This is a genomic window from Pseudomonas sp. B21-041 (assembly GCF_024748675.1).
Lineage (GTDB): Bacteria > Pseudomonadota > Gammaproteobacteria > Pseudomonadales > Pseudomonadaceae > Aquipseudomonas > Aquipseudomonas neuropathica.
The window spans coordinates 6060771-6085717 of record NZ_CP087175.1 but is presented as its reverse complement, the minus strand read 5'-3'; the positions used below and the strand labels follow the sequence as shown (position 1 = coordinate 6085717).

Sequence of the window (24947 nt, the reverse complement as noted above, 5' to 3'; positions counted from 1 at the left end):
TCGGTGAGTAAAAAACAACCCCGGAGAGCGTGAGCCCTTCGGGGTTTTTTGTGCCTGGCGATCGTTCCCATGCTCCGCGTGGGAATGCCTCTTGGGACGCTCCGCGTCCAGTGACGCGGAGCGTCACGGGCTGCATTCCCACGCAGAGCGTGGGAACGATCATGGCTCAGCGCTTGGGAAGATACGGTGGCAGATACAGGCCGATATAAGCATCAAACACGCGCATCCCTTCCTCGGCCATGCGCGGCGTGATCTGCCCGTGCTGCTGCACCGAACGCGCATAAACCCGGTCACCCAACTCCATCGCTAAAGCAAACACATCGACATCTTCCGGCAGCCTCGGCAATTCGAAGTGATGATCGAACAGCTTGTGCATCAGGTCGCCCAGTTCGATGTCGTGCTGACGGTCAGCCTGGGTGACTTCGGTCAGGCCGTGCTGCGCGAGGATCAACTGCCGTGCGGCGGCGTCTTCGTCGTAGATCTCCAGCATCCGCTGCTCGACCAACCGCGACAGATCACGCCAGTCACGCAAAGCTTCGTGATCGATCGGCGCTTGCAGGCAGGCGCGAAACGCGGCGTGGACATCTGCCGTCAGCGCTTCGAGCAATGCCGGGACGCTGGCGAAGAAGTGGTACACGGAGGAGGGCGGAATCTGCGCGCGCTCGGCGACGCTGTAGATCGACAGACTCGCCACACCCTCGGCGGCCAGCAGCGTGCGCGCGGCGTCGAGTATCGAATCGATGCGCGCCTGACTGCGGGCACGGGGTTTGCGGACGGGGGCGGGTCGCGTCATGGAAGTCTCCTGCGGGGCAGCGGGCATTGTACGAGCCGGCTTGTGTGTTGTCTTGTCGACCGCTTTCGTCGGAACGCCGCCCGGAGCAAGCTCGCTCCCACAGGGGAGCTTTGTATACACAGCATTCATGTTCACTGGAGATCAACTGTGGGAGCGAGCCTGCTCGCGAACCGCCGCAGGCGGCCATAAAAAAACGCCGTTGACTGAATTAGCCAACGGCGTTTTCCCTGAAGCTACAACCGCTTAAACGGTATGCAGATACCAGTTGTACTCAAGGTCAGAGATGGAGTGTTCGAACTCCTCCAGCTCGCTTTCCTTGCAGGCGACGAAGATATCGATGTATTTCGGATCGATGTACTTGGCCATCACCTCGCTGTCGTCCAGCTCACGCAGGGCATCGCGCAAGTTGTTCGGCAGGCTTTGTTCGTTCTGCTCGTAGCTGTTGCCTTCGACAGGCGCACCCGGTTCGATCTTGTTGGTCAGACCGTGATGCACACCGGCCAATACAGAAGCCATTAACAGGTACGGGTTGGCGTCGGCACCGGCGACGCGGTGCTCGATACGTACGGCATCGGACGAGCCGGTCGGTACGCGAATCGCCACGGTGCGGTTGTCCAGACCCCAGCACGGCGAGTTCGGCACGTAGAACTGTGCGCCGAAACGACGGTACGAGTTGACGTTCGGGCAGAGGAAAGCCATCTGCGCGGGCAGGGTCTCGAGCACACCGCCGATCGCGTGACGCAGCGCGGCGTTCTGCTCGGGATCCTCGCTGGCAAAAATGTTTTTGCCTTCTTTATCCAGAATCGAGATGTGTACGTGCAGACCATTACCTGCCTGGCCCGGGTACGGCTTGGCCATGAAGGTGGTGTCCATTTCATGGTCGTAGGCGATGTTCTTGATCAGGCGCTTGAGCAGTACCGCGTAGTCGCAGGCCTTGATCGGGTCGGCTACGTGGTGCAGGTTCACTTCGAACTGCGCCGGGGCACTTTCCTTGACGATGGCGTCGGCCGGAATGCCTTGCTCTTTGGCGCCTTCCAGAATGTCCTGGAGGCAGTCGACGTATTCGTCGAGGTCGTCGATCAGGTAGACCTGCGTCGAGTGCGGGCGTTTGCCGGAGATCGGCGAGCGTGGCGGCTGAGGACGGCCGTTCACGTTTTCCTGGTCGATCAGGTAGAACTCGAGTTCAAATGCGGCGCAAATGGTCAGGCCCAGTTCGTCAAACTTTGCAACAACTTGACGGAGCACTTCGCGCGGATCGGCGAAGAACGGGTCGCCTTCGAGTTCGTGCATGGTCATCAACAGTTGCGCGGTCGGGCGCTTTTGCCATGGCTCGTTGCACAGGGTATCGGGGATTGGATAGCAGATGCGATCGGCGTCGCCGATGTCCAGGCCCAGGCCGGTGCTTTCCACCGTCGAACCGTTGATATCCAGAGCAAATAGAGAGGCCGGCAGGTTGATGCCTTTCTCGTAAACCTTGTGGAGGCTGGTGCGTTCAATGCGCTTGCCGCGCACCACACCATTCATATCCGCAATCAGAAGGTCAACGTACAGAACCTCAGGATGTTCCTTAAGGAACGCGTTCGCTTCGTTAAGCTGAACGGCACGCGGGGGTACCGACATGATGCAACACCTTTGTTGTTAAAAATATCAATCATTGATCTTTTCTGGTTTCAGTCAACCCGAACGGCCTGCCGAAGTCAAGCGAGGCCTTTTTTGCCCTAAAAAAGCGCTGCAAGGGCATTTATGGGGCACTTTTGGGCGGTTTTTAGTCCTTGTGGCGCTTGGCACCCGCGGGCTTGAGCAGGCCGTGTTGTATTTTTTACGGGGTGTTGTGTAAAAAAATGAACAAGGCTAAGCTCCGATCAAACCCATAACAGCAATAATACCGGGGTGCTTCATGTCTCGCCTGCCGTTAATCGGCATCACCGACTGCTCGCAACAGTCCGGTCTGCATGCTCATCACATCAGTGGCGACCAATCCGTCGGTAGCGCAGCCAGCATGGTTCGCCCGTTAGCGACGATGTTCCCGTCCATGGCCGTTCAAGTGCCAGCGTCCGATATTCTGGACGTATGGGAAAGCATCCTGTTTATGGCGTCTCCTTTCAATATAGATCGCTTTCACTTCCAAAGCCTGTGCGGCTTCCCCAGCCGTGCTCGTGATTCTGCACGCCTTGAGTGTGCACAGGAAATGCAACGCCAGCGTAAAGGGCAGGTAAGCTCCTCTTTCATTGTCTATGCGCGGTGCCAGGCGTAAGCCGGCACTGCGCGAGCAAGCCCCCCTTTAACGCGACGCTCAAAGCGTCAAACTTTGCCTGACATCCTGTCAGGAGACTCAGCCCAGAGGCATTTATGAGTAACAACCTCGACCAGCTCACCGATTGGTTGAAAGACCACAAGATCACAGAAGTCGAATGCATGATCGCCGACTTGACCGGTATCACCCGGGGCAAGATCTCGCCGACCAACAAGTTCATCGCCGAAAAAGGCATGCGCCTGCCCGAGAGCGTGCTGTTGCAGACAGTGACCGGCGACTACGTCGAAGACGACATCTATTACGAACTGCTCGACCCGGCCGACATCGACATGATCTGCCGTCCCGACCAGAACGCCGTGTACCTGGTGCCGTGGGCCATCGAGCCAACTGCTCAAGTGATCCACGACACCTACGACAAGCAAGGCAACCCGATCGAGCTGTCGCCGCGCAACGTCCTCAAGAAAGTTCTGAAGCTCTATGCCGACAAGGGCTGGCAGCCGATCGTCGCGCCGGAAATGGAGTTCTACCTGACCAAGCGCAGCGACGACCCTGATTATCCGTTGCAGCCGCCGATTGGCCGTTCGGGCCGTCCGGAAATCGGTCGTCAGTCGTTCTCCATTGAAGCGGCGAACGAATTCGATCCGCTGTTCGAAGACGTCTACGACTGGTGCGAACTGCAGGAGCTGGACCTCGACACGCTGATCCACGAAGACGGCACGGCGCAGATGGAAATCAACTTCCGTCACGGTGACGCACTGTCGCTGGCCGACCAGATCCTGGTGTTCAAGCGCACCATGCGCGAAGCCGCGCTCAAGCACGACGTGGCCGCCACCTTTATGGCCAAGCCGATGACCGGCGAGCCGGGCAGTGCGATGCACTTGCACCAGAGCATCATTGACATCGAGACCGGCAAAAACGTCTTCTCTAATGAAGACGGGACCATGAGCCAGTTGTTCCTGCACCACATCGGTGGTTTGCAGAAATTGATCCCGGAATTGCTGCCGCTGTTCGCGCCGAACGTCAACTCGTTCCGCCGCTTTCTGCCGGATACCTCGGCACCGGTGAACGTGGAGTGGGGCGAAGAGAACCGCACCGTTGGCCTGCGCGTACCGGATGCCGGCCCGCAGAACCGCCGTGTGGAAAACCGCTTGCCGGGCGCGGACGCCAACCCGTACCTGGCGATTGCCGCGAGCCTGCTCTGCGGCTACATCGGCATGGTCGAAGGCCTCAACCCGAGCGCGCCGGTGGTGGGCCGTGGTTATGAGCGCCGCAACCTGCGCCTGCCACTGACCATCGAAGACGCGCTGGAACGTATGGAAAACAGCGCGACCATCGAGAAGTACCTGGGCAAAACCTTCATCACTGGCTACGTCGCGGTAAAACGGGCCGAGCATGAAAACTTCAAGCGCGTGATCAGTTCCTGGGAGCGTGAGTACCTGCTCTTCGCCGTCTGATACGCCAGGCGCGGCTGGCAGCAGCCGCGCCTTCACCGATAACAAGGAGAATTGGCATGACCAGCAACAACCCGCAAACCCGCGAGTGGCAAGCACTCAGCAATGATCACCACCTGGCCCCGTTCAGCGACTTCAAGCAGCTGAAAGAGAAAGGCCCGCGGATCATCACCAACGCCAAGGGCGTTTACCTGTGGGACAGCGAAGGCAACAAGATTCTCGACGGCATGGCCGGTCTGTGGTGTGTGGCCATCGGTTATGGTCGCGATGAGCTGGCCGACGCGGCCGCCAAACAGATGCGCGAACTGCCGTACTACAACCTGTTCTTCCAGACCGCGCACCCGCCAGCGCTGGAACTGGCCAAGGCAATCGCCGACGTGGCGCCGGAAGGCATGAACCATGTGTTCTTCACCGGTTCCGGCTCCGAAGGCAACGACACCATGCTGCGCATGGTCCGCCACTACTGGGCGATCAAAGGCCAGCCAAACAAGAAAGTCATCATCAGCCGCAAGAACGGTTATCACGGTTCGACCGTGGCCGGCGCGAGTCTCGGTGGCATGACTTATATGCACGAACAAGGCGACTTGCCGATCCCGGGCATCGTTCATATCGCGCAGCCGTACTGGTTCGCCGAGGGTGGCGACATGTCCCCGGAAGAGTTCGGTATCTGGGCGGCCAACCAGCTGGAAGAAAAGATTCTCGAAGTCGGCGTCGACAACGTCGGTGCCTTTATTGCCGAGCCGATCCAGGGCGCCGGCGGCGTGATCATTCCGCCAGACAGCTACTGGCCGCGCATCAAGGAAATCCTCGCCAAGTACGACATCCTGTTCGTGGCAGACGAAGTGATTTGCGGTTTCGGCCGTACCGGTGAGTGGTTCGGTAGCGATTTCTACGACCTTGCGCCCGACATGATGACCATCGCCAAAGGCCTGACCTCCGGTTATATCCCGATGGGCGGCCTGATTGTCCGTGACTCCGTTGTTGCGGTGCTCAACGAAGGTGGCGATTTCAACCACGGCTTCACCTACTCCGGTCACCCGGTGGCAGCAGCAGTGGGCCTGGAAAACATCCGCATCCTGCGCGACGAAAAAATTATCGAGAACGCGCACAACGAAACGGCACCGTATTTGCAGAAACGTCTGCGGGAACTGAACGATCACCCGTTGGTGGGTGAAGTTCGCGGAGTCGGTCTGTTGGGCGCGATCGAGCTGGTGCAGGACAAGGCCACGCGCAAGCGTTATGAAGGCAAGGGCGTCGGCATGATCTGCCGCCAGTTCTGCTTCGACAACGGCCTGATCATGCGCGCTGTGGGCGACACCATGATCATCGCGCCGCCGCTGGTGATCAGCAAAGCCGAGATCGATGAGCTGGTTACAAAGGCACGCAAGTGTCTGGACCTGACCCTCAGTGCGTTGCAGGGCTAAGTGCTAGGCTTTGAGCGGGGGAGCCGTGGCGCTCGCGCTCAAAGCTGTCAGAAAGGCTGGTCTTTTCTTGAAAGACCGCCTCGGATCTTGCCAGACTAGCCGCGGTTCCAGTTGTCCGGGTTCGGCCGCTGAACAAAGTGGTTCAAAAAAGAAAAATTTGGAGCATTAACGCATGAAGGCATTAGGCAAAAAGCTCGCTGGCAAGACTCTGCTCGCCATGTCCCTGATGGGAGTCATGGCGGCTGCGGCTCAGGCGGACGACAAGGTGTTGCACGTCTACAACTGGTCCGACTACATCGCCCCGGACACTGTGGCCAACTTCGAAAAAGCCACCGGGATCAAAGTCGTCTATGACGTCTTCGACAGCAACGAAACCCTGGAAGCCAAGCTGCTGGCCGGCAAGTCCGGTTACGACATTGTGGTGCCTTCCAATAACTTCCTCGCCAAGCAGATCAAGGCCGGTGTTTACCAGGAGCTGGACAAGTCCAAGCTGCCAAACTGGAAGAACCTCGACGAAGACCTGCTCAAGGCTGTTGGCGATGCCAGCGACCAAGGCAACAAGCACGCGTTCCCGTACATGTGGGGCTCGATCGGCATCGGCTACAACCCGGCCAAGGTCAAGGCAGCGCTGGGCATCGACAAAATCGATTCCTGGGACGTGGTGTTCAAGCCTGAAAACATCGAGAAGCTCAAAAGCTGCGGCGTAAGCTTCCTCGACGCACCGACCGAAATGATTCCGGCGGCGTTGCACTATCTGGGCAAGCCGACCAACAGCAAGGACAAGGCTGACCTGAAAGCCGCCGAAGACTTGTTCCTGAAGATTCGTCCTTCGGTTGCCTACTTCCATTCCTCCAAGTACATCTCCGACCTGGCCAACGGCAACATCTGCGTTGCCGTCGGTTACTCGGGTGACCTAGAACAATCCAAGACCCGCGCCCAGGAAGCCGGAGACAAGGTCAAGCTGGCCTACACCATTCCAAAAGAAGGTGCTGGCACGTTCTACGACATGGTCGCCATTCCCAAGGATGCCGAAAACGTCGAAGCCGCCTACAAGTTCATGAACTACCTGCTTGAGCCGCAAGTGATGGCCGGCATCACCAACGCCGTGCGTTTCCCGAACGGCAACAAAGCTGCCACGCCACTGGTGGACAAGGACATCACCAGCGATCCGAGCATCTACCCGTCGGCTGAAGTGAAGAAACAGCTCTACGCGATCAGCGATCTGGATGCAGCGACCCTGCGCCTGATCACTCGCAGCTGGACCAAGATCAAATCCGGTAAATAAGCCGGTTTGACGCAACAACCGCTGGCCGTCGTCCCCGCGAGGGCGGCCAGCGGATTAATTAAATGACAGGAAGTTTTGCAGGAACGGTTTTTCGAGGGTAAGTTGCGCGCCGGTTTTGTTGCCGGGCAGCCATGGCTGTCATGCAGCGCGGGGCAACTTGGGCCCAACTAATTTAGAGGACCTCCACTTGCCTATTTTTTCTTCTTTGCGCAAAGCCCTGCTGGCCACTGCCGGCCTGACGATCGCTGTCGGAGCCCAGGCCGCCGGTACGGTGCATATTTATAACTGGTCCGATTACATCGGCGAGACCACGCTGGCCGATTTCCAGAAAGAAACCGGGATCAAACCGGTCTACGACGTCTTCGATTCCAACGAAACCCTGGAAGGCAAGCTACTGGCCGGGCGTACCGGTTACGACGTGGTCGTGCCGTCGAACCACTTCCTCGGCAAGCAGATCAAGGCGGGGGCGTTCCAGAAGCTTGACCGTGCGCAACTGCCGAACTACGCCAATCTCGACCCGGCGCTGCTCAAGCGTCTGGAGCAGAACGATCCGGGCAACCTGTACGCCGTGCCGTACCTGTGGGGCACCAACGGCATTGGTTACAACGTCGATAAAGTGAAGGCTGTACTGGGTGTCGACAAGATCGATTCGTGGGGCGTTTTGTTCGAGCCTGAGAACATCAAGAAGCTGCAAAGCTGCGGCGTGGCATTCCTCGATTCGGCGGATGAAATGATGCCGACCGTGCTCAACTATCTGGGCCTGAATGCCAACAGCACCAATCCGAAGGACTACGAAAAAGCCACCGACAAATTGCTCGCGGTGCGTCCTTACGTGACCTACTTCCACTCGTCGAAATACATCGGTGATCTGGCCAACGGCGACATCTGTGTGGCCATCGGTTTCTCCGGCGATATCTTCCAGGCGAAGAACCGCGCAGCCGAAGCCAAGAAGGGCGTGAACATCGCCTACACGGTGCCGAAAGAGGGTGGCGCATTGTGGTTCGACATGCTGGCAATCCCCAAGGATTCGTCGAACGTGAAGCAGGCCCATGCCTTCATCAACTATCTGCTGAAACCTGAGGTGATCGCTCAGGTCAGTGATTACGTCGGTTACGCCAACCCCAACCCGGGTTCGGACAAGTTGATGGAGCAATCCATCCGCACCGATGCGTCGGTGTATCCACCGCAGGCCGTTATCGACAAGGCCTACGTATCGACCGAGTTGCCACCGAACATTCAGCGTCTGATGACCCGCAGCTGGACCAAGGTCAAGTCGGGGATGTAAGGCACACACTATCCTGGGTTCGCCTTGCGGGGCGAACTGCATTGTTTTTTTCTGGGAGTTTCGTAAATGGCAGTTGCCTCCGGCGCCTATAAGAAAGCCCTCGAGGGCGACCAGACACCGAAACAGGTGTTGGTCAAAATCGACCGGGTCACGAAGAAGTTCGACGAGACGATTGCCGTGGACGATGTGTCCCTGGAAATCAAGAAGGGCGAGATCTTCGCCTTGCTCGGCGGTTCGGGATCGGGCAAATCCACTCTGCTGCGGATGCTGGCAGGGTTCGAACGGCCCACGGAGGGGCGGATTTTCCTCGACGGCGTCGACATCACCGACATGCCACCGTACGAACGTCCGATCAACATGATGTTCCAGTCGTACGCCTTGTTCCCGCACATGACCGTGGCGCAGAACATCGCCTTCGGCCTGCAGCAGGACAAGATTCACAAGACCGAGGTCGACGACCGTGTAGCCGAGATGCTCAAGCTGGTGCAGATGAGCCAGTACGCCAAGCGCAAGCCGCATCAATTGTCGGGCGGTCAGCGTCAGCGTGTGGCGCTGGCACGTTCGCTGGCCAAGCGGCCGAAGTTGCTGCTGCTCGATGAGCCGATGGGCGCACTGGACAAGAAACTGCGTTCGCAGATGCAGCTGGAACTGGTGGAAATCATCGAGCGCGTCGGCGTGACTTGCGTGATGGTGACCCACGACCAGGAAGAGGCCATGACCATGGCCGAGCGCATCGCGATCATGCACCTGGGCTGGATCGCCCAGATCGGCAGCCCGATCGACATCTACGAAACCCCGACCAGCCGTCTGGTCTGCGAATTCATCGGTAACGTCAACATCTTCGAAGGTGAAGTGATCGACGACGCCGAAGGCCACGCGACCATCACCTGTAAGGATCTCGATCGGCAGATCTACGTTGGCCATGGCATCAGCACCTCGGTGCAAGACAAGTCCGTGACCTACGCGATCCGTCCGGAGAAGCTGCTGGTCACCGCCGACCAGCCGACCTGCGAGTACAACTGGTCCAGCGGCAAGGTGCACGACATCGCCTACCTCGGCGGGCACTCGGTGTTCTACGTCGAATTGCCGAGCGGCAAACTGGTGCAGTCGTTCGTCGCCAACGCCGAACGTCGCGGCGCGCGTCCGACCTGGGGCGATCAGGTCTACGTGTGGTGGGAAGACGACAGCGGCGTGGTACTCCGCTCATGAACATGCGCAAATTCAAACGCCGCATCAACCGAATAATCCCCAATGGCCGGCAACTGGTCATCGGGGTTCCGTTCATCTGGCTTTTTCTGTTCTTCATGCTGCCGTTCTTCATCGTCCTGAAGATCAGTTTCGCCGAAGCCGACGTGGCCATTCCGCCGTACACCGAGATTTACACCTACGCCGAGCAGAAGCTGCAACTGCTGCTGAACCTGGGCAACTACGCGATGCTGGCGGGCGACGAGTTGTACATCGCCGCTTACCTCGGCTCGTTGAAGATGGCGTTCATCAGCACCGTCCTCTGTCTGCTGATCGGCTACCCGATGGCCTACGCCATCGCCACCGCCCGTAAAGAGCTGCAAACGGTGTTGGTATTGCTGATCATGATGCCGACCTGGACCGCAATCCTGATCCGCGTTTACGCGTGGATGGGCATCCTCAGCAACAACGGTCTGCTCAACGGTTTCCTGATGAGCATGGGCTTGATCGACGAGCCGCTGCAGATCCTCAACACCAACCTCGCGGTGTACATCGGCGTCGTTTATTCGTACCTGCCGTTCATGATCCTGCCGCTGTACGCCAATCTGGTGAAGCACGACAACAGTCTGCTCGAAGCGGCTTCGGACCTCGGCTCGAGTACTTTCAACAGCTTCTGGAAGATCACTATTCCGCTGTCCAAGAACGGCATCATTGCCGGCTGCATGCTGGTGTTTATCCCCGTGGTCGGTGAGTTCGTGATCCCGGAACTGCTTGGCGGTCCGGAAACCCTGATGATCGGCAAGGTGCTGTGGCAAGAGTTCTTCAACAACCGTGACTGGCCGGTGGCGTCCGCGCTGGCGGTGGTGATGCTGGCGATCCTGATTGTGCCGATCATCCTGTTCAACCGCAGTCAGGCCAAGGAAATGGAGGGTAAAGAATGAAGCGCTTCCGTTTCTCCAGCCTGATGCTGGTTCTGGGTTTGTTGTTTATCTACCTGCCGATGCTGATCCTGGTGATCTACTCGTTCAACGCCTCGAAATTGGTGACGGTGTGGGGCGGCTGGTCGATCAAGTGGTACGTCGGCCTGCTCGACAACACGCAACTGATGGGCTCGGTGCTGCGCTCGCTGGAAATCGCCTGCTACACCGCGGTCGCCGCGGTGGCGCTGGGTACGCTGGCAGCGTTCGTGCTGACCCGTATCACCCGCTTCAAGGGCCGCACGCTGTTCGGCGGTCTGGTCACAGCGCCGTTGGTGATGCCGGAAGTGATCACCGGTCTGTCGCTGTTGCTGCTGTTCGTGGCCATGGCGCAGATGATCGGCTGGCCGCAGGAACGTGGCATCGTCACCATCTGGATCGCTCACACCACGTTCTGTGCGGCGTATGTGGCGGTGGTGGTGTCGGCGCGTCTGCGTGAGCTGGACCTGTCGATCGAAGAAGCGGCCATGGACCTCGGTGCACGACCGTGGAAGGTGTTCTTCCTGATCACCATCCCGATGATCGCGCCATCGCTGGCGGCGGGCGGCATGATGTCGTTCGCGCTGTCGCTGGATGACCTGGTACTGGCGAGCTTCGTCTCGGGTCCTGGTTCGACGACCTTGCCGATGGAAGTGTTCTCGGCAGTGCGTCTGGGTGTGAAGCCTGAGATCAACGCCGTGGCGAGCCTGATTTTGCTCGCGGTATCGATCGTGACCTTCATGGTCTGGTTCTTCAGCCGCCGTGCCGAAGAAGCGCGCAAGAAAGCCATCCAGCAAGCCATCGAAGAAAGCGCAGCCGATTCGTGGAAGCAGCCGGACGTGCGTCGCGCCCCGGCGCCGGAAGCGGCGTAAGCAATATCGGGTTGGCCTCCACCTAGAGGCCAACCCAAATTCAAATGTAGGAGTGAGCGTGCTCGCGATAGCGGTGTATCGGCCAGGAAGTTTTCAGCTGACACACCGCTATCGCGAGCAGGCTCACTCCTACAATGGGATTTATGCCGTCCAGGGAGATTGGCGGATGACTTCAACAAAGTTCATCGGCTTGAACCCCGGCTGCTGATCCTTCAGGACATCAGTCTTCACATTGCCAAACGTCGTCTGCGGACGATGCCGCAAGCCATCGGCAAACGCGCAGATAATGCACTCCTTGAAACCGTCCCCACGCGGGTGCGCATGCACCACCGCTTCGCGCTGCACAGTGCTGAACGCTGCGTAATCCATCCCCAGTACATCCATTTCCACACCAGCGGTGACCAGCGCTACGGTCGGGCGCAGATGCTTCGGCACGCCCGGCGTGGTGTGCAGGGCAATCGACAGCCACACCTGTTCGATGTCGTCATCGCTCAACCCGTACGGTTTGAGAAACGCCGCCGCTGCGTTGGCACCGTCCACTTCGAAGCGCTCATCATCACTGCGGTGACCTTCGACCAGACCGAGGTCATGGAACATTGCGCCGACGTACAGCAGCTCCGGGTTATAAGCCAGTTGCTGGCGCTCGCCGCTCAACGCGCCGAACAGAAATACCCGGCGCGAGTGGTGGTAGAGCAGGTCGGATTCGATGTCGCGGATGTATTCGGTGGTGGCCCGGGCGAGGGCGCTGTCAGGGATTTTGATGCCGGCGATGGTTGTGGTCATGGCAAGTTTCCTCACTGAAACGCCGTTGTGGCGCTGATGGGGAAAGTCTGTTCCCGGCGCTGGAAGCGGACAATCGATGCATGGCAGCGATCCTTGCCAATCCACCTGCAAATCGTGCCAACTCGGCTCAGAGACCCAAAGGAGCTTCACCTCCATGAGCAAAACCGTCGCCATTGTGGTGTTCGCAGGCGTGCAGTCGCTGGACGTCAGCGGCCCGATGGATGTGTTCGCCGAGGCCAATCGCTTCCTGGCGCCCGAGAATCACTATCGGCTCGAAGTAATCGGCATCGAGCAAGGGCCGATGGCCTGTTCCAACGGTTTGACCCTGAATGCCCATCGGCATTTCAGCGAAGCACTCGACGCCTACGATCTGCTGCTGGTCGCCGGTGGGCCGCAATTACCCTTCATGGATTTCGGCGCGACGTTCGACGGTTGGCTGCGTGAGGCCTGTGCACGGGCGCAGCGCTTCGGTTCGATCTGCAACGGCGCGTTCATGCTGGCCCGGGCCGGTTTGCTGGACGGGCGCACCGTCACCACGCACTGGAACGACGCCGTCGCGTTGGCGCAGTTGTGTCCGACGACGCAGGTCGAAGCGGATCGCTTGTATGTCGAGGACGGCACGCTCTACACCTCGGCCGGGGTCACGGCGGGGATTGATCTGTCGCTGTACCTGCTGGCGCGGGATCATGGCGCTGAAGTGGCGCTGAGCGTGGCCAAGCGTCTGGTGGTGTTCACCCAGCGTTCCGGTGGGCAATCGCAGTTCAGCCCGTTCCTCACACCGCACGCGGAGCCGACCTCGGCGGTGGCGCTGGTGCAGTTGTATGTGCTGGCCAATCTCACGGGCGATCTGACGATTGCCGATCTGGCCAATGCGGCGAGCATGAGTGCGCGCAATTTCTCGCGGGTGTTTGCCCGGGAAGCCAAGGTCACCCCGGCGGAGTTTGTCGAACGGGCGCGAGTGGATGCGGCGCGGGTGATGCTGGAAAGCACGGCGGCACCGTTGAAGACTGTGGCGTATCAGTGCGGGTTTCGCGATGCGCAGCACATGCGCAGTGTGTTCAATCGCCGGCTGGGGGTTACGCCGCAGCAGTTTCGGCTGAATTTTGCGGTGATGGTTTGACCCTCACCCTCACCCCAGCCCTCTCCCAGAGGGGGAGGGGGCCGACCGCAGTGTCTGGCGTGATACATCGACCTGAAAGACCTTAGCGATTATGGATTCGGTAAAGCAGTGTCAGGTCGCTGTAAGCCTTGAGCATCCCCCAATCAGTCCCCTCTACCTCTGGGCGGTCCGACGTTTCGGGAGGGCTAGGGTGAGGGGCTTTTAAGGTGCCCGCATCGGCAACAGCTTCAACGTACTGCGCGTATTCGCCGTCACCTCTTCGGCATTGAAATGCGCCTGCACATAAATCCCGTCGACATACGCCTCAGCCTGATCGTCATAGTGGCTGTCGAACGGCACACCGCTCTGCCCGACCGGGTTGATCGTCAGGCCGTGTGCAGGATCGGCAAAATCCACCAAGCGCCGCGTCGACGGCCCATAAGTCACCGGCCAAGGCGCAGGCCCGATCTTCGCCGACAGGTTGTTCGGCACTTCATGACTGCCCGGCGCCGCAAACGGCCCGACATTGAAAATCCGCTCCAACGGCTTCTGCTGTCCCAACGGATGGCCGTGAGTCAGCGTGTGCGCAGTGCCCCATTTCCACTCGGCAGAGTTATCGCCGAGGGTCAGCTTCAGGTGCTGCATGCTCGCCTGCCACGCCGCGCGCACGACATCGGCGCGGGTCTCCTTGTTCGGCGTGTTGCGGTTATCCCACCACGGTGAATCGGCGTTCGCCGCCAGCTTCGGCAGCGCCGCATCGATCACTCGCGTCGCCAGCAGCGTGTCGAAAAAATCATTGCCCAACTCATCACGCATCGCCGCATCGGCCAGGTCGTAGAGGAACTGGTTGAACACCGTCGCACTGACCGAATCCAGCGGATAGTCGCCCGGCCACTGCGTCAGTTGCTCGACCAGTTTCAACTGCGCCGGATCGCTGACGACTTCACGCAATACTGGCAGCAACGGAGCGAGCAAGCGCGGGCCATAACCGGTCGCCGTGCCCAATTGCAGTTTCTGATTGGCCTCGTTGGTCCACTTCACGCTCTTGTCGCTGAGCTGGCGATTGAGTTGCTGCCCGCGATCGGCAAGGTTGTAGTAACCGGGAATCTCCATGCCGGTCGGCGACAGCGGCTGGAAGTTGGCCGAGACGATGTAGCCGCGTGCCGGGTTCTCTTCCTGCGGGTTGGCGCTGAACGGGTAGAACCCGTCCTTGTCCGCCTGATTGCTGCTGCCGTCGAGAATGAATTCCGGCCTCACCCCAGCGGGGCGCTTGGGCAGCAGCGCCGAGGCCCACCAGGCGATATCGCCCTTGGCGTTGGCGTAAACCAGGTTCAGCCCCGGTGCCTGCACTTTCGCGGCAGCGGTGCGGGCCTTGGCCAGGGTGTCGGCGCGGTTGAGCTGGTAGAAGCCTTCGAGGATCGGGTTCGGCGTTTCGAGGAAGGCCCACCACATGGCGATCGGCGTTTTGCCGGCAGCGGTGCCGAGGGCATCATTGACGATCGGGCCGTGGGGCGATTGGCGCAGGGTGAGGGTGACCGGCGGCTGGCCCTTTACATTGATCTGCTGTTGGGTGACGACCATGTCGGTCCACTGGCCGCGATACCAGACCTGATTCGGGTTATCCGGATTGACCTTCTCGGCGATCAGGTCCAGATCGTCGTTCTGGAACATGGTCAGGCTCCAGCCGAAATCCAGGTTGTGTCCCAGAAACGCGAACGGCACCAGCGCCTGATGATGGCCGTACAGCTCGAAGCCCGGCGCCGACAAATGCGCCTCGTACCACACAGACGGCACCGAAAAGCGAATGTGCGGATCACCCGCCAGCAGTGGCTTGCCACTCTGGCTGCGGCTGCCGGCGATGACCCAGGCGTTGCTGCCTTCGAACTGCGGCAGGCCTTGGTCGATCAGCGCCTGTTCGCTGAGGCGGGCGAGGGCGTTGAGGTCTTTCCAGTCGCCGGCGGCGAGGACCGGCGCAGGTTTGGCGTGACCGTTGGCCAGCACACCGTTTGGTTGCCAGTCGAGATCGAAGACCTTGAGGTAATCAGCGCCGAGTTGATCGCGCACATAGGTCAGCAACGGCTCGGTGCGAAACGCCGCCGCAAAGCTGTAGGCCATATAGCCGGCGACGCTGATGCTGTCTTCTGCCGTGAACGGTCGTTTGGGGATGCCCAGCACGTCAAACTCGATCGGTGCGGCGTGGGTGTCCTGATATTGGTTAATGCCATCCAGATAGGCTTGCAGGCCCTTCCACGCCGGTGACTGTTTATCGAGACTGGCGACGTAACTGGCCGCGCGTTCGCGGATGCGCAGGCTGCGGAAGAGTTTGTCGGTGTCGAGCAGTTTCGGCCCGAGCACTTCGGCCAGTTCGCCACGGGCGAGGCGGCGCATGGCTTCCATCTGGAACAGGCGATCCTGGGCATGCACATAGCCGAGGGCGCGGTAGAGGTCGGTTTCGTTCTCGGCGCGCAGGTGTGGCACGCCCCGCTCGTCATAGCGCACGATCACCGAACCTTGCAGGTTGCGCAGTTCAACCTGGCCCTGGCGTGTGGGTTGTTTGCTGTAGACATACCAGCCGACGCCGGCAAGCAGAACAACGATGAGCAAGCCAAGTACGGTGAACACGCGCTTCATGGTGACTCCTTGTGCATGCGGGAATGCCGCCCGTCGGGCTGCAAACAATTAGCACAGACCTTCTGTGCCGTGCAGCGCTGTCCTTGAAAAGTCCGGAATGCCTTACGGCGTTTCCACCGGCCACGGGCAATAACAACCGACCGCCAGGGTGTGCGTGGCATTGACCGGGCGATCCTCCGTCAGGGCATTCAAAATCGGTTCGATAAAGCTGTTGCTGGAATTGCAGGTCAGGCCTTCACTGTACGGGCCGAAGTACGCCAGTTTGCCGCTGCGATCCCAGATCGCCACGGCCGGGCTGGCCGGAACCTGTTCGGAGCCGGGCAATATCGTGATGGTTTTCAGACTGCTGAGGGTCGCGGGCAACTGACCGTGACTGCCGGTTTTCTGCACGGCGAAGAACTCCACGCCTTTAGCGCCAAACCGCTCGACCATCTCGGTCAGGTGCTGTTGATTGCCGACGTTGCACGGGCAGGCCGGGTCCCAGAAATGTACCAGGCGAATCTTGCCGGGACCGGCGAGGTTGTCCGGCAGGCGCAGCGGATCACCGGAAAACACCGCCGTGTGTTCGCTGAACGCACGCAGATAACGCCCCTGAAACCAGTCATACGCCGCCCACAGCACCCCGGCGCAAATCAGCGCGAGCAGGCTGGCAAACAGTGCGGTGCGGTAGGGCGAACGCATGGTTTTCGTTCCAGAAGAGGTGGGCTAGCTTGCCATGCTTGCTCCGACAGATGAATATCGCAGGCCGATAAAGTCTGTTTACCGCTTTGGAATTCCCGCATGCCTGCCACTTTCGACCCCGATCAAATCCGCGCCAGCCTCAAGCCTTTGGCCGAGTGGCAGCCGTTGTCGGACGAGGGCAAGGCCTACCAGCGCTTCTACCAGACCGACTTTCCCCATCGTGATGTCTGGCGTGGCATGGGCCGTTTCGAGGTCGATGGCTATGAAGTGGTCAGCCATTGCTGGTGGCCGGAAAAGGTCAAGGCGACGCTGTTTCTGCTGCACGGTTACTACGATCACGTCGGGCTGTACCGGCATGTAATCGAGTGGGCGCTGGACCAGGATTTCGCCGTGATCGCCTGCGACTTGCCGGGTCATGGCTTGTCGAGCGGGCCGCGCGCGAGCATTCGCGATTTCTCTGAGTACCAGGATGTCCTGCAAGCGTTGTTCGCCGAGGCGCAGTCGATCGCGTTGCCGCAGCCGTGGCATTTGTTTGGGCAGAGCACCGGCGGGGCAATTGTCGTCGATCACTTGCTCAACCATGGCGAAAACAGCCCGGCGCAAGGCCAGGTGATTTTGATGGCGCCACTGGTGCGGCCTCGGGCGTGGGGTTGGTCGCAGCTGAGTTATTACCTGCTCAGGCCGTTTGTCAGAGGCGTCACGCGACGCTTCAGCGAAAATTCCAATGACCCGGATTTCCTGCCGTTTCTCCAGGCCGATCCGTTGCAGCCACGGCGCTTGCCGACCAAATGGGTGGGCGCGCTGTCACGCTGGATCATCCGCGTCGAGCACGCGAAAAAAAGTCCGCGACGGCCGCTGATCATTCAGGGGCAGGCGGATATGACGGTGGACTGGCAACACAATTTGCAGGTGATGAAGTGGAAGTTTGATCGACCGCAGATTCTGCTATTGGCCGAGGCGCGGCATCATCTGGCGAATGAAACGGCGGAGATGCGTGAGGAGTATTTCGAGTTCTTGAGCAAGCGGATCAGAGGCCGGAATCTTTAGCGCCTGTGAGGGCCTCTTCGCGAGCCGGCTCCGGGCGGCGTTCCGACGAAGGCGGCCGGTCAGGCGCTAAAGATCATTGCCCGACCGCAAGTCCTGCCCGAATCGCCGCCAGCGCCGCCTGGTAATACGCCTTGCCCTCAGCCGATTCAGCAAACGTCGCAAACTCTTCCAGTTCTTCATCCGATAAGTCGCGATAGACGTAGAGCAACGTGTTGTTGATGTCCGCGCCAATCTGATCCATCAAGCGCTGGCGCTGACCATTGAGCATGCCTTGCGCCTGACCACCACCGAGCAGCCCCGGGATCATCGAACTCAAGCTGTCCGCCGCCACACCAGCAATCGCCAGGCTGACTTCGGCGCCGGCTTCTCGCGCCGGCAAGGCTTGCGCGAGGTGACCGATGATCAGCAGGCGGCTGTCGCTGGCCTGCATCTTTGGCAGACCCTTGGCATTTTTCGCCAATTGATCGCGGCGGGTCGCGAGCAGTTCGGCAGCGACGATTTTCTTGCCCAGTGGTGATTGGAAGAAGGTCAGGGCCGGTTTAGGGTCGGCGAGTTTCTGCCGTAACTGCGCTTCGGCACGTTGATCCACGGCCTGCGGAGCAAAGCGCTGGTTGCTGTTGTTGACCAAGGCCTGGAACACCGCGGGCGGCAGGCTGTTCTGATAGCGCTGCTGTGCGGCCGTCAGGGCATCGTTGAAATGCGCACGTTGATCTGGCCAGCCGGCGACCTTGTACAACTGATCGTGGCCGTCCGCCCAGGCGGGCAAAACGCAGAACATCAACAGTGAAAAAAGCAAACGGCGCATAGGGACTCCTGTCAGCAGCGGACTATTCTCCGTGCGGTGCCGGTACTTGTCGAGAATTCGTAGCAAGCCGCCGCGTGGCTCTGTCGGATTTCTTGCCGCCGACATACTATGCGCGCCATGCAAATATCCTCTGAACACCCACTGCTGTTACGCATTGTCGATGACCTGGCCGAACACGGCTGGTCGCAGCAGAACATATTCCTGCCCGCCGGTTTGACCCGCGAGCTGGCGGCCGAGTGCCGCAAACGTGAGGCCGAGGGTGAACTGGCGCCGGCGGCGGTGGGGCGTGGGCCGTTTTCGGAGATCCGCGAGGGGATTCGTGGTGACCACATCCAGTGGATCGATCCGGGGCAGGCCGATGCCAGCGACCGTTATCTGAACCTGATGGAGAGCCTGCGCGAGGCGCTCAACCGAGGCCTGTTTCTTGGTCTTGAGGACTTTGAGTGCCACTTTGCCTTGTATCCGCCTGGCGCTTTTTATCGCAGGCATGTCGACCGTTTTCGCGACGATGACAAGCGCATGGTCTCGGTGGTGGTCTACCTCAATGACGCGTGGCTGCCGGAGGATGGCGGTCAGTTGCGCATGTACCTGAATGATGAGCGCGTGCACGACGTGCAGCCTACTGGCGGGTGTCTGGTGGTGTTTCTCTCTGGTGAGGTACCTCATGAAGTGCTGCCAGCGCACCGCGAGCGCTTGTCGCTGACCGGCTGGTTCCGCCGCCGTGGCAACGAGCCGTTCTGAGATGGAAAAGATTCTGGTCAGCCGCTGCCTGTTGGGCCATCGTGTGCGTTACGACGGTGGCGCGAGCGGGCCGTTTGATTTGCTCGAGCAGTGGATTGTTGAAGGGCGTGTGGTGCCGTTGTGTCCTGAGGTTGCGGGCGGTTTGCCGACGCCACGGGCGGCGGCGGAGATTCCGGGGGGGCAGGGTGGTGAAGTGCTGGATGGCATTGCCTCGGTCATGACCACCGAAGGCGAGGATGTCAGTGCGCAGTTTCTGGATGGCGCGTGGCAGGCGCTGGCGTTAGTTCAGAAGCATGGCATTCGGGTGGCGGTGCTCAAGGCCAATAGTCCTTCTTGCGGGAATTTGCTGACTTACGACGGGACGTTCAGTGGCGTGAAGGTCAGTGGCGAAGGCGTGACGGCAGCATTGCTCAAGCGTCATGGTGTGCAGGTCTTCAGTGAAGTTGAACTGCCGCTAGCGGCGGTGGCTCTGGCTGCTTTGGATTGATCCTGAATCGTTGCCCTCACCCCAGCCCTCTCCCCGAGGGAGAGGGGGCCGACCGAAGTGTCTGGCGTTATTCATCGACCTGAAAGACCTTATCGACTATGGATTCGACACAGCCATGACTGATCGATTATGGCTTCGACAAAGCCATGACCAGTCGATTTCGGATTCGGTATAGCAATCCCAGGTCGGCGTACCTCTAAAGCATCCCCCAATCAGTCCCCTCTCTTTCTGGGAGAGGGCCAGGGTGAGGGGCTTTAAGGTTTCAACCACTTCTCAGTCAGCGCCGCCAAACGTCCATCCGCCTTGATCCGCTCCATCGCGCTCGCAAGACTGGCCTGAAACGCCGGATTACCCTTCTGGAACGGAATCGCCAAATCCACCGGCGCTGCCGCTTTCGGCTTCTCTTCCGTCAACGCCTGCACCAGCACCATCGGCCGTGGCTGCTCATCCTTCTTCGCCAGCAACTGTGAATCGACGTTGCCGTAAGGCTCGCTGAAGTCGAAACGATCCTTGAGTTCGGGTGTCAGTGCTATGTGGTTGAGCGCAACGTCGTACTTGCCGCTTTCAACACCCTGGAGCAGGTCAGCCTCGTCGGTGACGATGAAATCGGCGCGTACATCCAACTCCCGGGCCAGCAGTTGCCCAAGCTCGACCTCGAACCCCGTGAGTGTGTCGCCTTCCTTGAAATTGAAGGGCGGTGTATTAGCCTCAAGGGCTATGCGCAGCTCGCCACGGTCGTTGACGTCATCAATCAGTTCGGCATGAGCCAAAGGGCTCAGAAGGGGTAGCAGGCAGATCAGGCCAGGCAGAAAGCGCATGGTCACTCCTTTGAAATCATTATCGCGACGCTCTGAGTGAGGCTCGCTTTGCTATGGTTGTCGAGTGCCTTCGACAACGAATGGTCATGAAGTTGTCATGACCCTGCGGATTTTACGGAAAAACTGGAGAAGAAAATGAAAAGCTTTATGTCACGTGCAGCGCTGGCGGGTGTGCTGATGGGTGTTTCGGTGCTGGCCAGTGCGGCTACTCCGGCCCCGAAGGGCGCCGAAGTGTTCATCGTTTCTCCCGAAGACGGGGCCACGGTTTCGCAGACCTTCACCGTCAAATTCGGTACCAAGGGCATCGCACTGGCGCCGGCCGGTGACGTCACCAAGAACACCGGTCACCATCACCTGCTGATCGACGCCAAGGAAATTGTTCCTGCCGGTTCGGTCGTCCCTACCGATGCCAACCATATGCACTTCGGCAAGGCGCAGACCCAGGCTGACATCAAGCTCGCCCCGGGCAAACACACCTTGCAGTTGGAACTTGGCGACAGCGGCCACATGGCATTCGATCCGCCAATCGTCTCGAAGAAAATCACCGTCAACGTCGAATAACGTTTCGGCGTGCATGAAAAAGGGAGCCCGAAGGCTCCCTTTTTTTGTCGCTCAACGCTTGATCAGAACAACACGCGGCTACGGATAGTGCCGTTGATGTGCTGCAGCTTCTCTTGCGCCAGATCCGAGTACTCGGCGTCGACGTCGATCACCACGTAGCCAACCTTCTCGTTGGTCTGCAGGAACTGACCGGAAATGTTGATGCCGTTTTCGGCGAAGACCTTGTTGATCTCGCTCATCACACCCGGGATGTTCTCGTGGATGTGCAGCAGGCGGTGCTTGCCAGGGTGAGCCGGCAGGGCCACTTCCGGGAAGTTCACCGACGAAACGGAGGTACCGTTGTCGCTGTACTTGACCAGTTTCTCTGCCACTTCCAGACCAATGTTGGCTTGCGCTTCGGCGGTCGAACCACCGATGTGCGGGGTCAGGATCACGTTGTCGAGGCCACGCAGCGGGCTTTCGAACTCTTCGTCGTTGGAGCGTGGCTCCACCGGGAACACGTCGATGGCCGCGCCGATCAGGTGCTTGTCCTTGATCGCGTCCGCCAGGGCTTCCAGTTCGACCACGGTGCCGCGCGCCGCGTTGATCAGGATGCCGCCCTTCTTGATGGCGCGGATTTCCTTCTCGCCGATCATCCACTGGGTCGCAGCGGTTTCCGGAACGTGCAGGGTGACGATGTCGGACATGCCCAGCAGCTCGGTCAGGCTACCGATCTGAGTCGCGTTGCCCAGCGGCAGCTTGGTCACGGTGTCGTAGAAATACACCTGCATGCCCAGACCTTCAGCCAGAACCGACAGCTGCGTACCGATCGAGCCGTAGCCGACGATGCCGAGTTTCTTGCCACGGATCTCGAAGGAGTTGGCTGCGGACTTGATCCAGCCGCCACGGTGGCAGGAAGCGTTTTTCTCAGGGATGCCGCGCAGCAGCAGGATCGCTTCGGCCAGCACCAGCTCGGCAACGGAGCGGGTGTTGGAGTATGGCGCGTTGAACACGGCGATACCGCGCTCGCGGGCAGCACTCAGGTCAACCTGGTTGGTGCCGATGCAGAAACAGCCGACCGCTACCAGCTTCTTCGCGTGATCGAAGATCTCTTCGGTCAGTTGGGTGCGCGAACGAATGCCGATGAAGTGAGCGTCAGCGATCTTTTCCTTGAGCTGGGCTTCCGGCAAGGAACCTGTCAGGTATTCGATGCTGGTGTAGCCCGCCGCCTTGAGGACGTCGACAGCCGATTGGTGGACGCCTTCGAGAAGAAGGAACTTGATCTTGCTCTTATCGAGAGAAGTCTTGCTCATCTGCGTAAACCTGTATCCCGGAGAAAAATGGCAGGGAGGGGAGCAGCCTGGAGCTGACCCAAACGGCAGGAAAGCCGTTACCGCAGAACTGGCCTTGGGCACTGGCCTGCGGGGTCGGTATGCTAGCATAGCCTCCCCGCTAAACACTCATTCCTGCGACGTGAAGCGTTCTCAGGATGACCATGAATTGTTCGAGAGTTCTGTCGATGACCAATCCTGCCCTGATTGATGAACTGAAGACCCTGGTCGAGCCTGGCAAGGTCCTGACCGACGCCGACTCCCTGAATGCGTACGGCAAGGATTGGACCAAGCACTTCGCCCCGGCGCCAAGCGCCATCGTGTTTCCCAAGACCATCGAGCAAGTGCAGGCCGTGGTGCGTTGGGCCAACACCCACAAGATTGCGCTGGTGCCGTCGGGCGGGCGCACCGGGCTTTCCGCCGCTGCGGTGGCGGCCAACGGCGAAGTGGTCGTCTCCTTCGACTACATGAATCAGATTCTCGACGTGAACCTCACCGATCGCACTGCCGTGTGTCAGCCGGGCGTGGTCACCGAGCATTTGCAGAACGTTGCCGAAGAAAAAGGCTTGTACTACCCGGTCGACTTCGCCTCGGCAGGTTCCAGTCAGATTGGCGGCAATATCGGCACCAATGCCGGCGGAATCAAGGTGATTCGCTACGGCATGACACGCAACTGGGTGGCCGGCATGAAAGTCGTCACCGGCAAGGGCGATGTGCTGGAACTGAACAAAGACCTGATCAAGAACGCCACCGGTTACGACCTGCGTCAGCTGTTCATCGGCGCTGAAGGCACCCTCGGTTTCGTCGTCGAAGCGACCATGCGTCTGGATCGTGCGCCGAAAAACCTCACCGCGATGGTCCTCGGCACCGCCGATTTCGACTCGATCATGCCGGTGCTACACGCTTTCCAGGGCAAGCTCGACCTGACCGCGTTCGAATTCTTCTCCGACAAGGCCCTGGCCAAAGTCATGGGCCGTGGCGACGTGCCGGCGCCGTTCGAGACCGACTGCCCGTTCTATGCATTGCTGGAATTCGAAGCTACCACCGAAGAAGTGGCCAACAGCGCACTGGAAACCTTCGAACACTGCGTCGAACAGGGCTGGGTGCTGGACGGTGTGATGAGCCAGAGTGAAACCCAGCTGCAGAATCTGTGGAAGCTGCGCGAGTACATCTCCGAAACCATCTCGCACTGGACGCCGTACAAGAACGACATCTCGGTCACCGTGTCGAAAGTGCCAGCGTTCCTGAAGGAAATCGACGCGATCGTCGGCGAACACTATCCGGACTTCGAAATCGTCTGGTTCGGCCACATCGGCGACGGCAACCTGCACTTGAACATTCTCAAGCCGGATAACCTGAGCAAGGACGAGTTCTTCGCCAAATGCGCGACCGTCAACAAGTGGGTGTTCGAAACCGTCGAGAAGTACAACGGTTCGATCTCCGCCGAGCACGGCGTGGGCATGACAAAGCGCGATTACTTGACCTACAGCCGCTCTCCGGTCGAGATCGAGTACATGAAAGCGGTGAAAGCGGTGTTCGACCCGAACGGCATCATGAACCCGGGCAAGATCTTCGCGGTTTGATTGGCAATCCCTTGAATCAATGAAGGCAGGAGTCGGTAAATGAGCTATCAGCACCAGTACGTCGACGGTACGCGCATTCACTTCCCGATCGGGAAAGTCGTGTGCATTGGCCGCAATTACGCCGAACACGCCAAGGAACTGGACAATCCGGTGCCTACCGAGCCGTTGCTGTTCATCAAGCCGGGCAGTTGTGTGGTGCCGCTGGAAGGCGGTTTCAGCATTCCGACCGAACGCGGTTCGGTGCACTACGAAGCGGAAATCGCCGTGTTGATCGGCAAACCGTTGTCGACCAAACCGAGCCGTGAAGAAGTGCTCGATGCCATTTCCGGTTTCGCCCCGGCGCTCGATCTGACCCTGCGCGACAAACAGGCCGAGCTGAAAGCCAAGGGTTTGCCGTGGGAAATCGCCAAATCGTTCGACGGTGCGGCGGTGATCGCCCCGTTCGTGGTCGGCAGCACCTTTGCTGACCTGACCGACATCGGCATTCGCCTGACCATCAACGGCGAAGTGCGTCAGGACGGCAACAGCAGCGCGATGCTCAACCCGATCGTGCCGATGATCCAGCACATGGCCGGCTGCTTCTCGCTGCAGGCCGGTGACGTGATCCTCACCGGCACGCCAGTGGGCGTCGGCCCGCTGAACGTTGGCGATGACATCGTCCTCGAACTGGTCGGCGCGAGCAGCTTCAACAGCAGCGTGCGCTGATTTAACGCGGTCCCCTTGTAGGAGTGAGCCTGCTCGCGATAGCGGTCTGTCAGTCAGCGATTGTTTCGACTGACCTGACGCCATCGCGAGCAGGCTCACTCCTACAGGGTTTTGTGATCTCTCCCACAATGGCGCAGGGCAATCCCGCCATTTGCCGTTTTTTTCACATCCTGTACGGATAATTCCTCTCA

Annotated in this window: 23 protein-coding genes; 15 read left to right on the top strand and 8 right to left on the bottom strand. The window is 59.6% G+C overall.

Annotated elements, in window-relative coordinates:
• Positions 1-166: 166 nt before the first annotated feature.
• Both LOY43_RS27185 and LOY43_RS27180 read right to left on the bottom strand, forming a co-directional pair.
• Entirely contained in the window at positions 167-793 is a 627-nt protein-coding gene (locus tag LOY43_RS27185; protein ID WP_034151970.1) for a TetR/AcrR family transcriptional regulator, read from the bottom strand.
• Between the two features lie 243 nt (positions 794-1036).
• Positions 1037-2413, bottom strand: coding sequence for a glutamine synthetase family protein (locus tag LOY43_RS27180; RefSeq protein ID WP_007913842.1), 1377 nt, complete (start codon positions 2411-2413; stop codon positions 1037-1039).
• Positions 2414-2690: 277 nt separating this feature from the next.
• Here LOY43_RS27180 and LOY43_RS27175 point away from each other — a divergent pair, with 277 nt between their 5' ends.
• From LOY43_RS27175 to LOY43_RS27140, 8 genes are all read left to right on the top strand, one after another.
• Positions 2691-3047, top strand: a complete 357-nt coding sequence (locus LOY43_RS27175) for a glutamine amidotransferase (protein WP_095049410.1) — start codon at positions 2691-2693, stop codon at positions 3045-3047.
• Positions 3048-3142: 95 nt separating this feature from the next.
• Positions 3143-4501, top strand: a complete 1359-nt coding sequence (locus LOY43_RS27170) for a glutamine synthetase family protein (RefSeq protein ID WP_034151968.1) — start codon at positions 3143-3145, stop codon at positions 4499-4501.
• A 56-nt stretch (positions 4502-4557) separates the two neighbouring features.
• Complete coding sequence (locus LOY43_RS27165) at positions 4558-5922, top strand: aspartate aminotransferase family protein (protein WP_095049411.1); 1365 nt, start codon at positions 4558-4560, stop codon at positions 5920-5922.
• Between the two features lie 172 nt (positions 5923-6094).
• Positions 6095-7207, top strand: coding sequence for a polyamine ABC transporter substrate-binding protein (locus tag LOY43_RS27160; protein WP_007913851.1), 1113 nt, complete (start codon positions 6095-6097; stop codon positions 7205-7207).
• A 187-nt stretch (positions 7208-7394) separates the two neighbouring features.
• Entirely contained in the window at positions 7395-8492 is a 1098-nt protein-coding gene (locus LOY43_RS27155; protein WP_095125825.1) for a polyamine ABC transporter substrate-binding protein, read from the top strand.
• 66 nt (positions 8493-8558) lie between these two features.
• Positions 8559-9701 carry an ABC transporter ATP-binding protein gene (locus LOY43_RS27150; protein WP_095049413.1) on the top strand — a complete coding sequence of 381 codons (1143 nt, stop codon included), beginning with the start codon at positions 8559-8561 and terminating at the stop codon, positions 9699-9701.
• 35 nt (positions 9702-9736) lie between these two features.
• Positions 9737-10618 (top strand): ABC transporter permease subunit, encoded by an 882-nt coding sequence (locus LOY43_RS27145; protein WP_176471306.1) that lies wholly within the window; start codon positions 9737-9739, stop codon positions 10616-10618.
• Positions 10615-11505, top strand: coding sequence for an ABC transporter permease subunit (locus LOY43_RS27140; RefSeq protein WP_093429780.1), 891 nt, complete (start codon positions 10615-10617; stop codon positions 11503-11505). The genes LOY43_RS27145 and LOY43_RS27140 overlap by 4 nt, the downstream gene beginning before the upstream one ends.
• A 141-nt stretch (positions 11506-11646) precedes the next feature.
• Here LOY43_RS27140 and LOY43_RS27135 read toward each other — a convergent pair whose 3' ends face one another.
• Entirely contained in the window at positions 11647-12288 is a 642-nt protein-coding gene (locus LOY43_RS27135) for an HD domain-containing protein (RefSeq protein WP_095049415.1), read from the bottom strand.
• 154 nt (positions 12289-12442) lie between these two features.
• On the opposite strand from LOY43_RS27135, the gene LOY43_RS27130 reads away from it, so the two are divergent.
• Positions 12443-13408, top strand: a complete 966-nt coding sequence (locus LOY43_RS27130) for a GlxA family transcriptional regulator (protein ID WP_258708958.1) — start codon at positions 12443-12445, stop codon at positions 13406-13408.
• A 201-nt stretch (positions 13409-13609) separates the two neighbouring features.
• Here LOY43_RS27130 and LOY43_RS27125 read toward each other — a convergent pair whose 3' ends face one another.
• Positions 13610-16018 (bottom strand): penicillin acylase family protein, encoded by a 2409-nt coding sequence (locus tag LOY43_RS27125; RefSeq protein WP_258708957.1) that lies wholly within the window; start codon positions 16016-16018, stop codon positions 13610-13612.
• Between the two features lie 102 nt (positions 16019-16120).
• Positions 16121-16699, bottom strand: a complete 579-nt coding sequence (locus LOY43_RS27120) for a DUF6436 domain-containing protein (RefSeq protein ID WP_095049418.1) — start codon at positions 16697-16699, stop codon at positions 16121-16123.
• A gap of 99 nt (positions 16700-16798) precedes the next feature.
• Here LOY43_RS27120 and LOY43_RS27115 point away from each other — a divergent pair, with 99 nt between their 5' ends.
• A complete protein-coding gene (locus LOY43_RS27115; RefSeq protein ID WP_220557142.1) occupies positions 16799-17746 on the top strand; it encodes an alpha/beta hydrolase in 948 nt (315 codons plus the stop codon).
• Positions 17747-17819: 73 nt separating this feature from the next.
• On the opposite strand, the gene LOY43_RS27110 is transcribed toward LOY43_RS27115, so the two are convergent.
• Positions 17820-18551, bottom strand: coding sequence for a DUF2059 domain-containing protein (locus LOY43_RS27110; protein ID WP_095049420.1), 732 nt, complete (start codon positions 18549-18551; stop codon positions 17820-17822).
• A 108-nt stretch (positions 18552-18659) separates the two neighbouring features.
• Here LOY43_RS27110 and LOY43_RS27105 point away from each other — a divergent pair, with 108 nt between their 5' ends.
• Both LOY43_RS27105 and LOY43_RS27100 read left to right on the top strand, forming a co-directional pair.
• Positions 18660-19292 (top strand): 2OG-Fe(II) oxygenase, encoded by a 633-nt coding sequence (locus LOY43_RS27105; protein WP_095049421.1) that lies wholly within the window; start codon positions 18660-18662, stop codon positions 19290-19292.
• A 1-nt stretch (position 19293) separates the two neighbouring features.
• Positions 19294-19779 (top strand): DUF523 domain-containing protein, encoded by a 486-nt coding sequence (locus LOY43_RS27100; RefSeq protein ID WP_095049422.1) that lies wholly within the window; start codon positions 19294-19296, stop codon positions 19777-19779.
• A 254-nt stretch (positions 19780-20033) separates the two neighbouring features.
• Here LOY43_RS27100 and LOY43_RS27095 read toward each other — a convergent pair whose 3' ends face one another.
• Positions 20034-20597: a transporter substrate-binding domain-containing protein gene (locus tag LOY43_RS27095; protein ID WP_258708956.1), complete on the bottom strand. Its 564-nt coding sequence runs from the start codon at positions 20595-20597 to the stop codon at positions 20034-20036.
• Between the two features lie 135 nt (positions 20598-20732).
• On the opposite strand from LOY43_RS27095, the gene LOY43_RS27090 reads away from it, so the two are divergent.
• Entirely contained in the window at positions 20733-21158 is a 426-nt protein-coding gene (locus tag LOY43_RS27090; protein ID WP_095049424.1) for a DUF4399 domain-containing protein, read from the top strand.
• A 62-nt stretch (positions 21159-21220) separates the two neighbouring features.
• On the opposite strand, the gene serA is transcribed toward LOY43_RS27090, so the two are convergent.
• Positions 21221-22450: a phosphoglycerate dehydrogenase gene (gene serA, locus LOY43_RS27085; RefSeq protein ID WP_258708955.1), complete on the bottom strand. Its 1230-nt coding sequence runs from the start codon at positions 22448-22450 to the stop codon at positions 21221-21223.
• 206 nt (positions 22451-22656) lie between these two features.
• Between serA and LOY43_RS27080 the strand changes: the two genes are divergently transcribed.
• Together LOY43_RS27080 and LOY43_RS27075 are read left to right on the top strand one after the other, a co-directional pair.
• On the top strand, positions 22657-24051 hold the full coding sequence (locus LOY43_RS27080; protein ID WP_026000500.1) for an FAD-binding oxidoreductase: 1395 nt from the start codon (positions 22657-22659) through the stop codon (positions 24049-24051).
• A 39-nt stretch (positions 24052-24090) separates the two neighbouring features.
• Positions 24091-24756: a fumarylacetoacetate hydrolase family protein gene (locus LOY43_RS27075; protein ID WP_093429791.1), complete on the top strand. Its 666-nt coding sequence runs from the start codon at positions 24091-24093 to the stop codon at positions 24754-24756.
• Positions 24757-24947: the final 191 nt, after the last annotated feature.

Bases quoted from the DNA above. Each gene is read 5' to 3' on its own strand.
- LOY43_RS27185 (WP_034151970.1), bottom strand. From the start codon at position 793: ATGACGCGACCCGCCCCCGTCCGCAAACCCCGTGCCCGCAGTCAGGCG.
- LOY43_RS27180 (WP_007913842.1), bottom strand. From the start codon at position 2,413: ATGTCGGTACCCCCGCGTGCCGTTCAGCTTAACGAAGCGAACGCGTTC.
- LOY43_RS27175 (WP_095049410.1), top strand. From the start codon at position 2,691: ATGTCTCGCCTGCCGTTAATCGGCATCACCGACTGCTCGCAACAGTCC.
- LOY43_RS27170 (WP_034151968.1), top strand. From the start codon at position 3,143: ATGAGTAACAACCTCGACCAGCTCACCGATTGGTTGAAAGACCACAAG.
- LOY43_RS27165 (WP_095049411.1), top strand. From the start codon at position 4,558: ATGACCAGCAACAACCCGCAAACCCGCGAGTGGCAAGCACTCAGCAAT.
- LOY43_RS27160 (WP_007913851.1), top strand. From the start codon at position 6,095: ATGAAGGCATTAGGCAAAAAGCTCGCTGGCAAGACTCTGCTCGCCATG.
- LOY43_RS27150 (WP_095049413.1), top strand. From the start codon at position 8,559: ATGGCAGTTGCCTCCGGCGCCTATAAGAAAGCCCTCGAGGGCGACCAG.
- LOY43_RS27140 (WP_093429780.1), top strand. From the start codon at position 10,615: ATGAAGCGCTTCCGTTTCTCCAGCCTGATGCTGGTTCTGGGTTTGTTG.
- LOY43_RS27135 (WP_095049415.1), bottom strand. From the start codon at position 12,288: ATGACCACAACCATCGCCGGCATCAAAATCCCTGACAGCGCCCTCGCC.
- LOY43_RS27130 (WP_258708958.1), top strand. From the start codon at position 12,443: ATGAGCAAAACCGTCGCCATTGTGGTGTTCGCAGGCGTGCAGTCGCTG.
- LOY43_RS27125 (WP_258708957.1), bottom strand. From the start codon at position 16,018: ATGAAGCGCGTGTTCACCGTACTTGGCTTGCTCATCGTTGTTCTGCTT.
- LOY43_RS27120 (WP_095049418.1), bottom strand. From the start codon at position 16,699: ATGCGTTCGCCCTACCGCACCGCACTGTTTGCCAGCCTGCTCGCGCTG.
- LOY43_RS27115 (WP_220557142.1), top strand. From the start codon at position 16,799: ATGCCTGCCACTTTCGACCCCGATCAAATCCGCGCCAGCCTCAAGCCT.
- LOY43_RS27110 (WP_095049420.1), bottom strand. From the start codon at position 18,551: ATGCGCCGTTTGCTTTTTTCACTGTTGATGTTCTGCGTTTTGCCCGCC.
- LOY43_RS27105 (WP_095049421.1), top strand. From the start codon at position 18,660: ATGCGCGCCATGCAAATATCCTCTGAACACCCACTGCTGTTACGCATT.
- LOY43_RS27100 (WP_095049422.1), top strand. From the start codon at position 19,294: ATGGAAAAGATTCTGGTCAGCCGCTGCCTGTTGGGCCATCGTGTGCGT.
- LOY43_RS27095 (WP_258708956.1), bottom strand. From the start codon at position 20,597: ATGCGCTTTCTGCCTGGCCTGATCTGCCTGCTACCCCTTCTGAGCCCT.
- LOY43_RS27090 (WP_095049424.1), top strand. From the start codon at position 20,733: ATGAAAAGCTTTATGTCACGTGCAGCGCTGGCGGGTGTGCTGATGGGT.
- serA (WP_258708955.1), bottom strand. From the start codon at position 22,450: ATGAGCAAGACTTCTCTCGATAAGAGCAAGATCAAGTTCCTTCTTCTC.
- LOY43_RS27080 (WP_026000500.1), top strand. From the start codon at position 22,657: ATGACCAATCCTGCCCTGATTGATGAACTGAAGACCCTGGTCGAGCCT.
- LOY43_RS27075 (WP_093429791.1), top strand. From the start codon at position 24,091: ATGAGCTATCAGCACCAGTACGTCGACGGTACGCGCATTCACTTCCCG.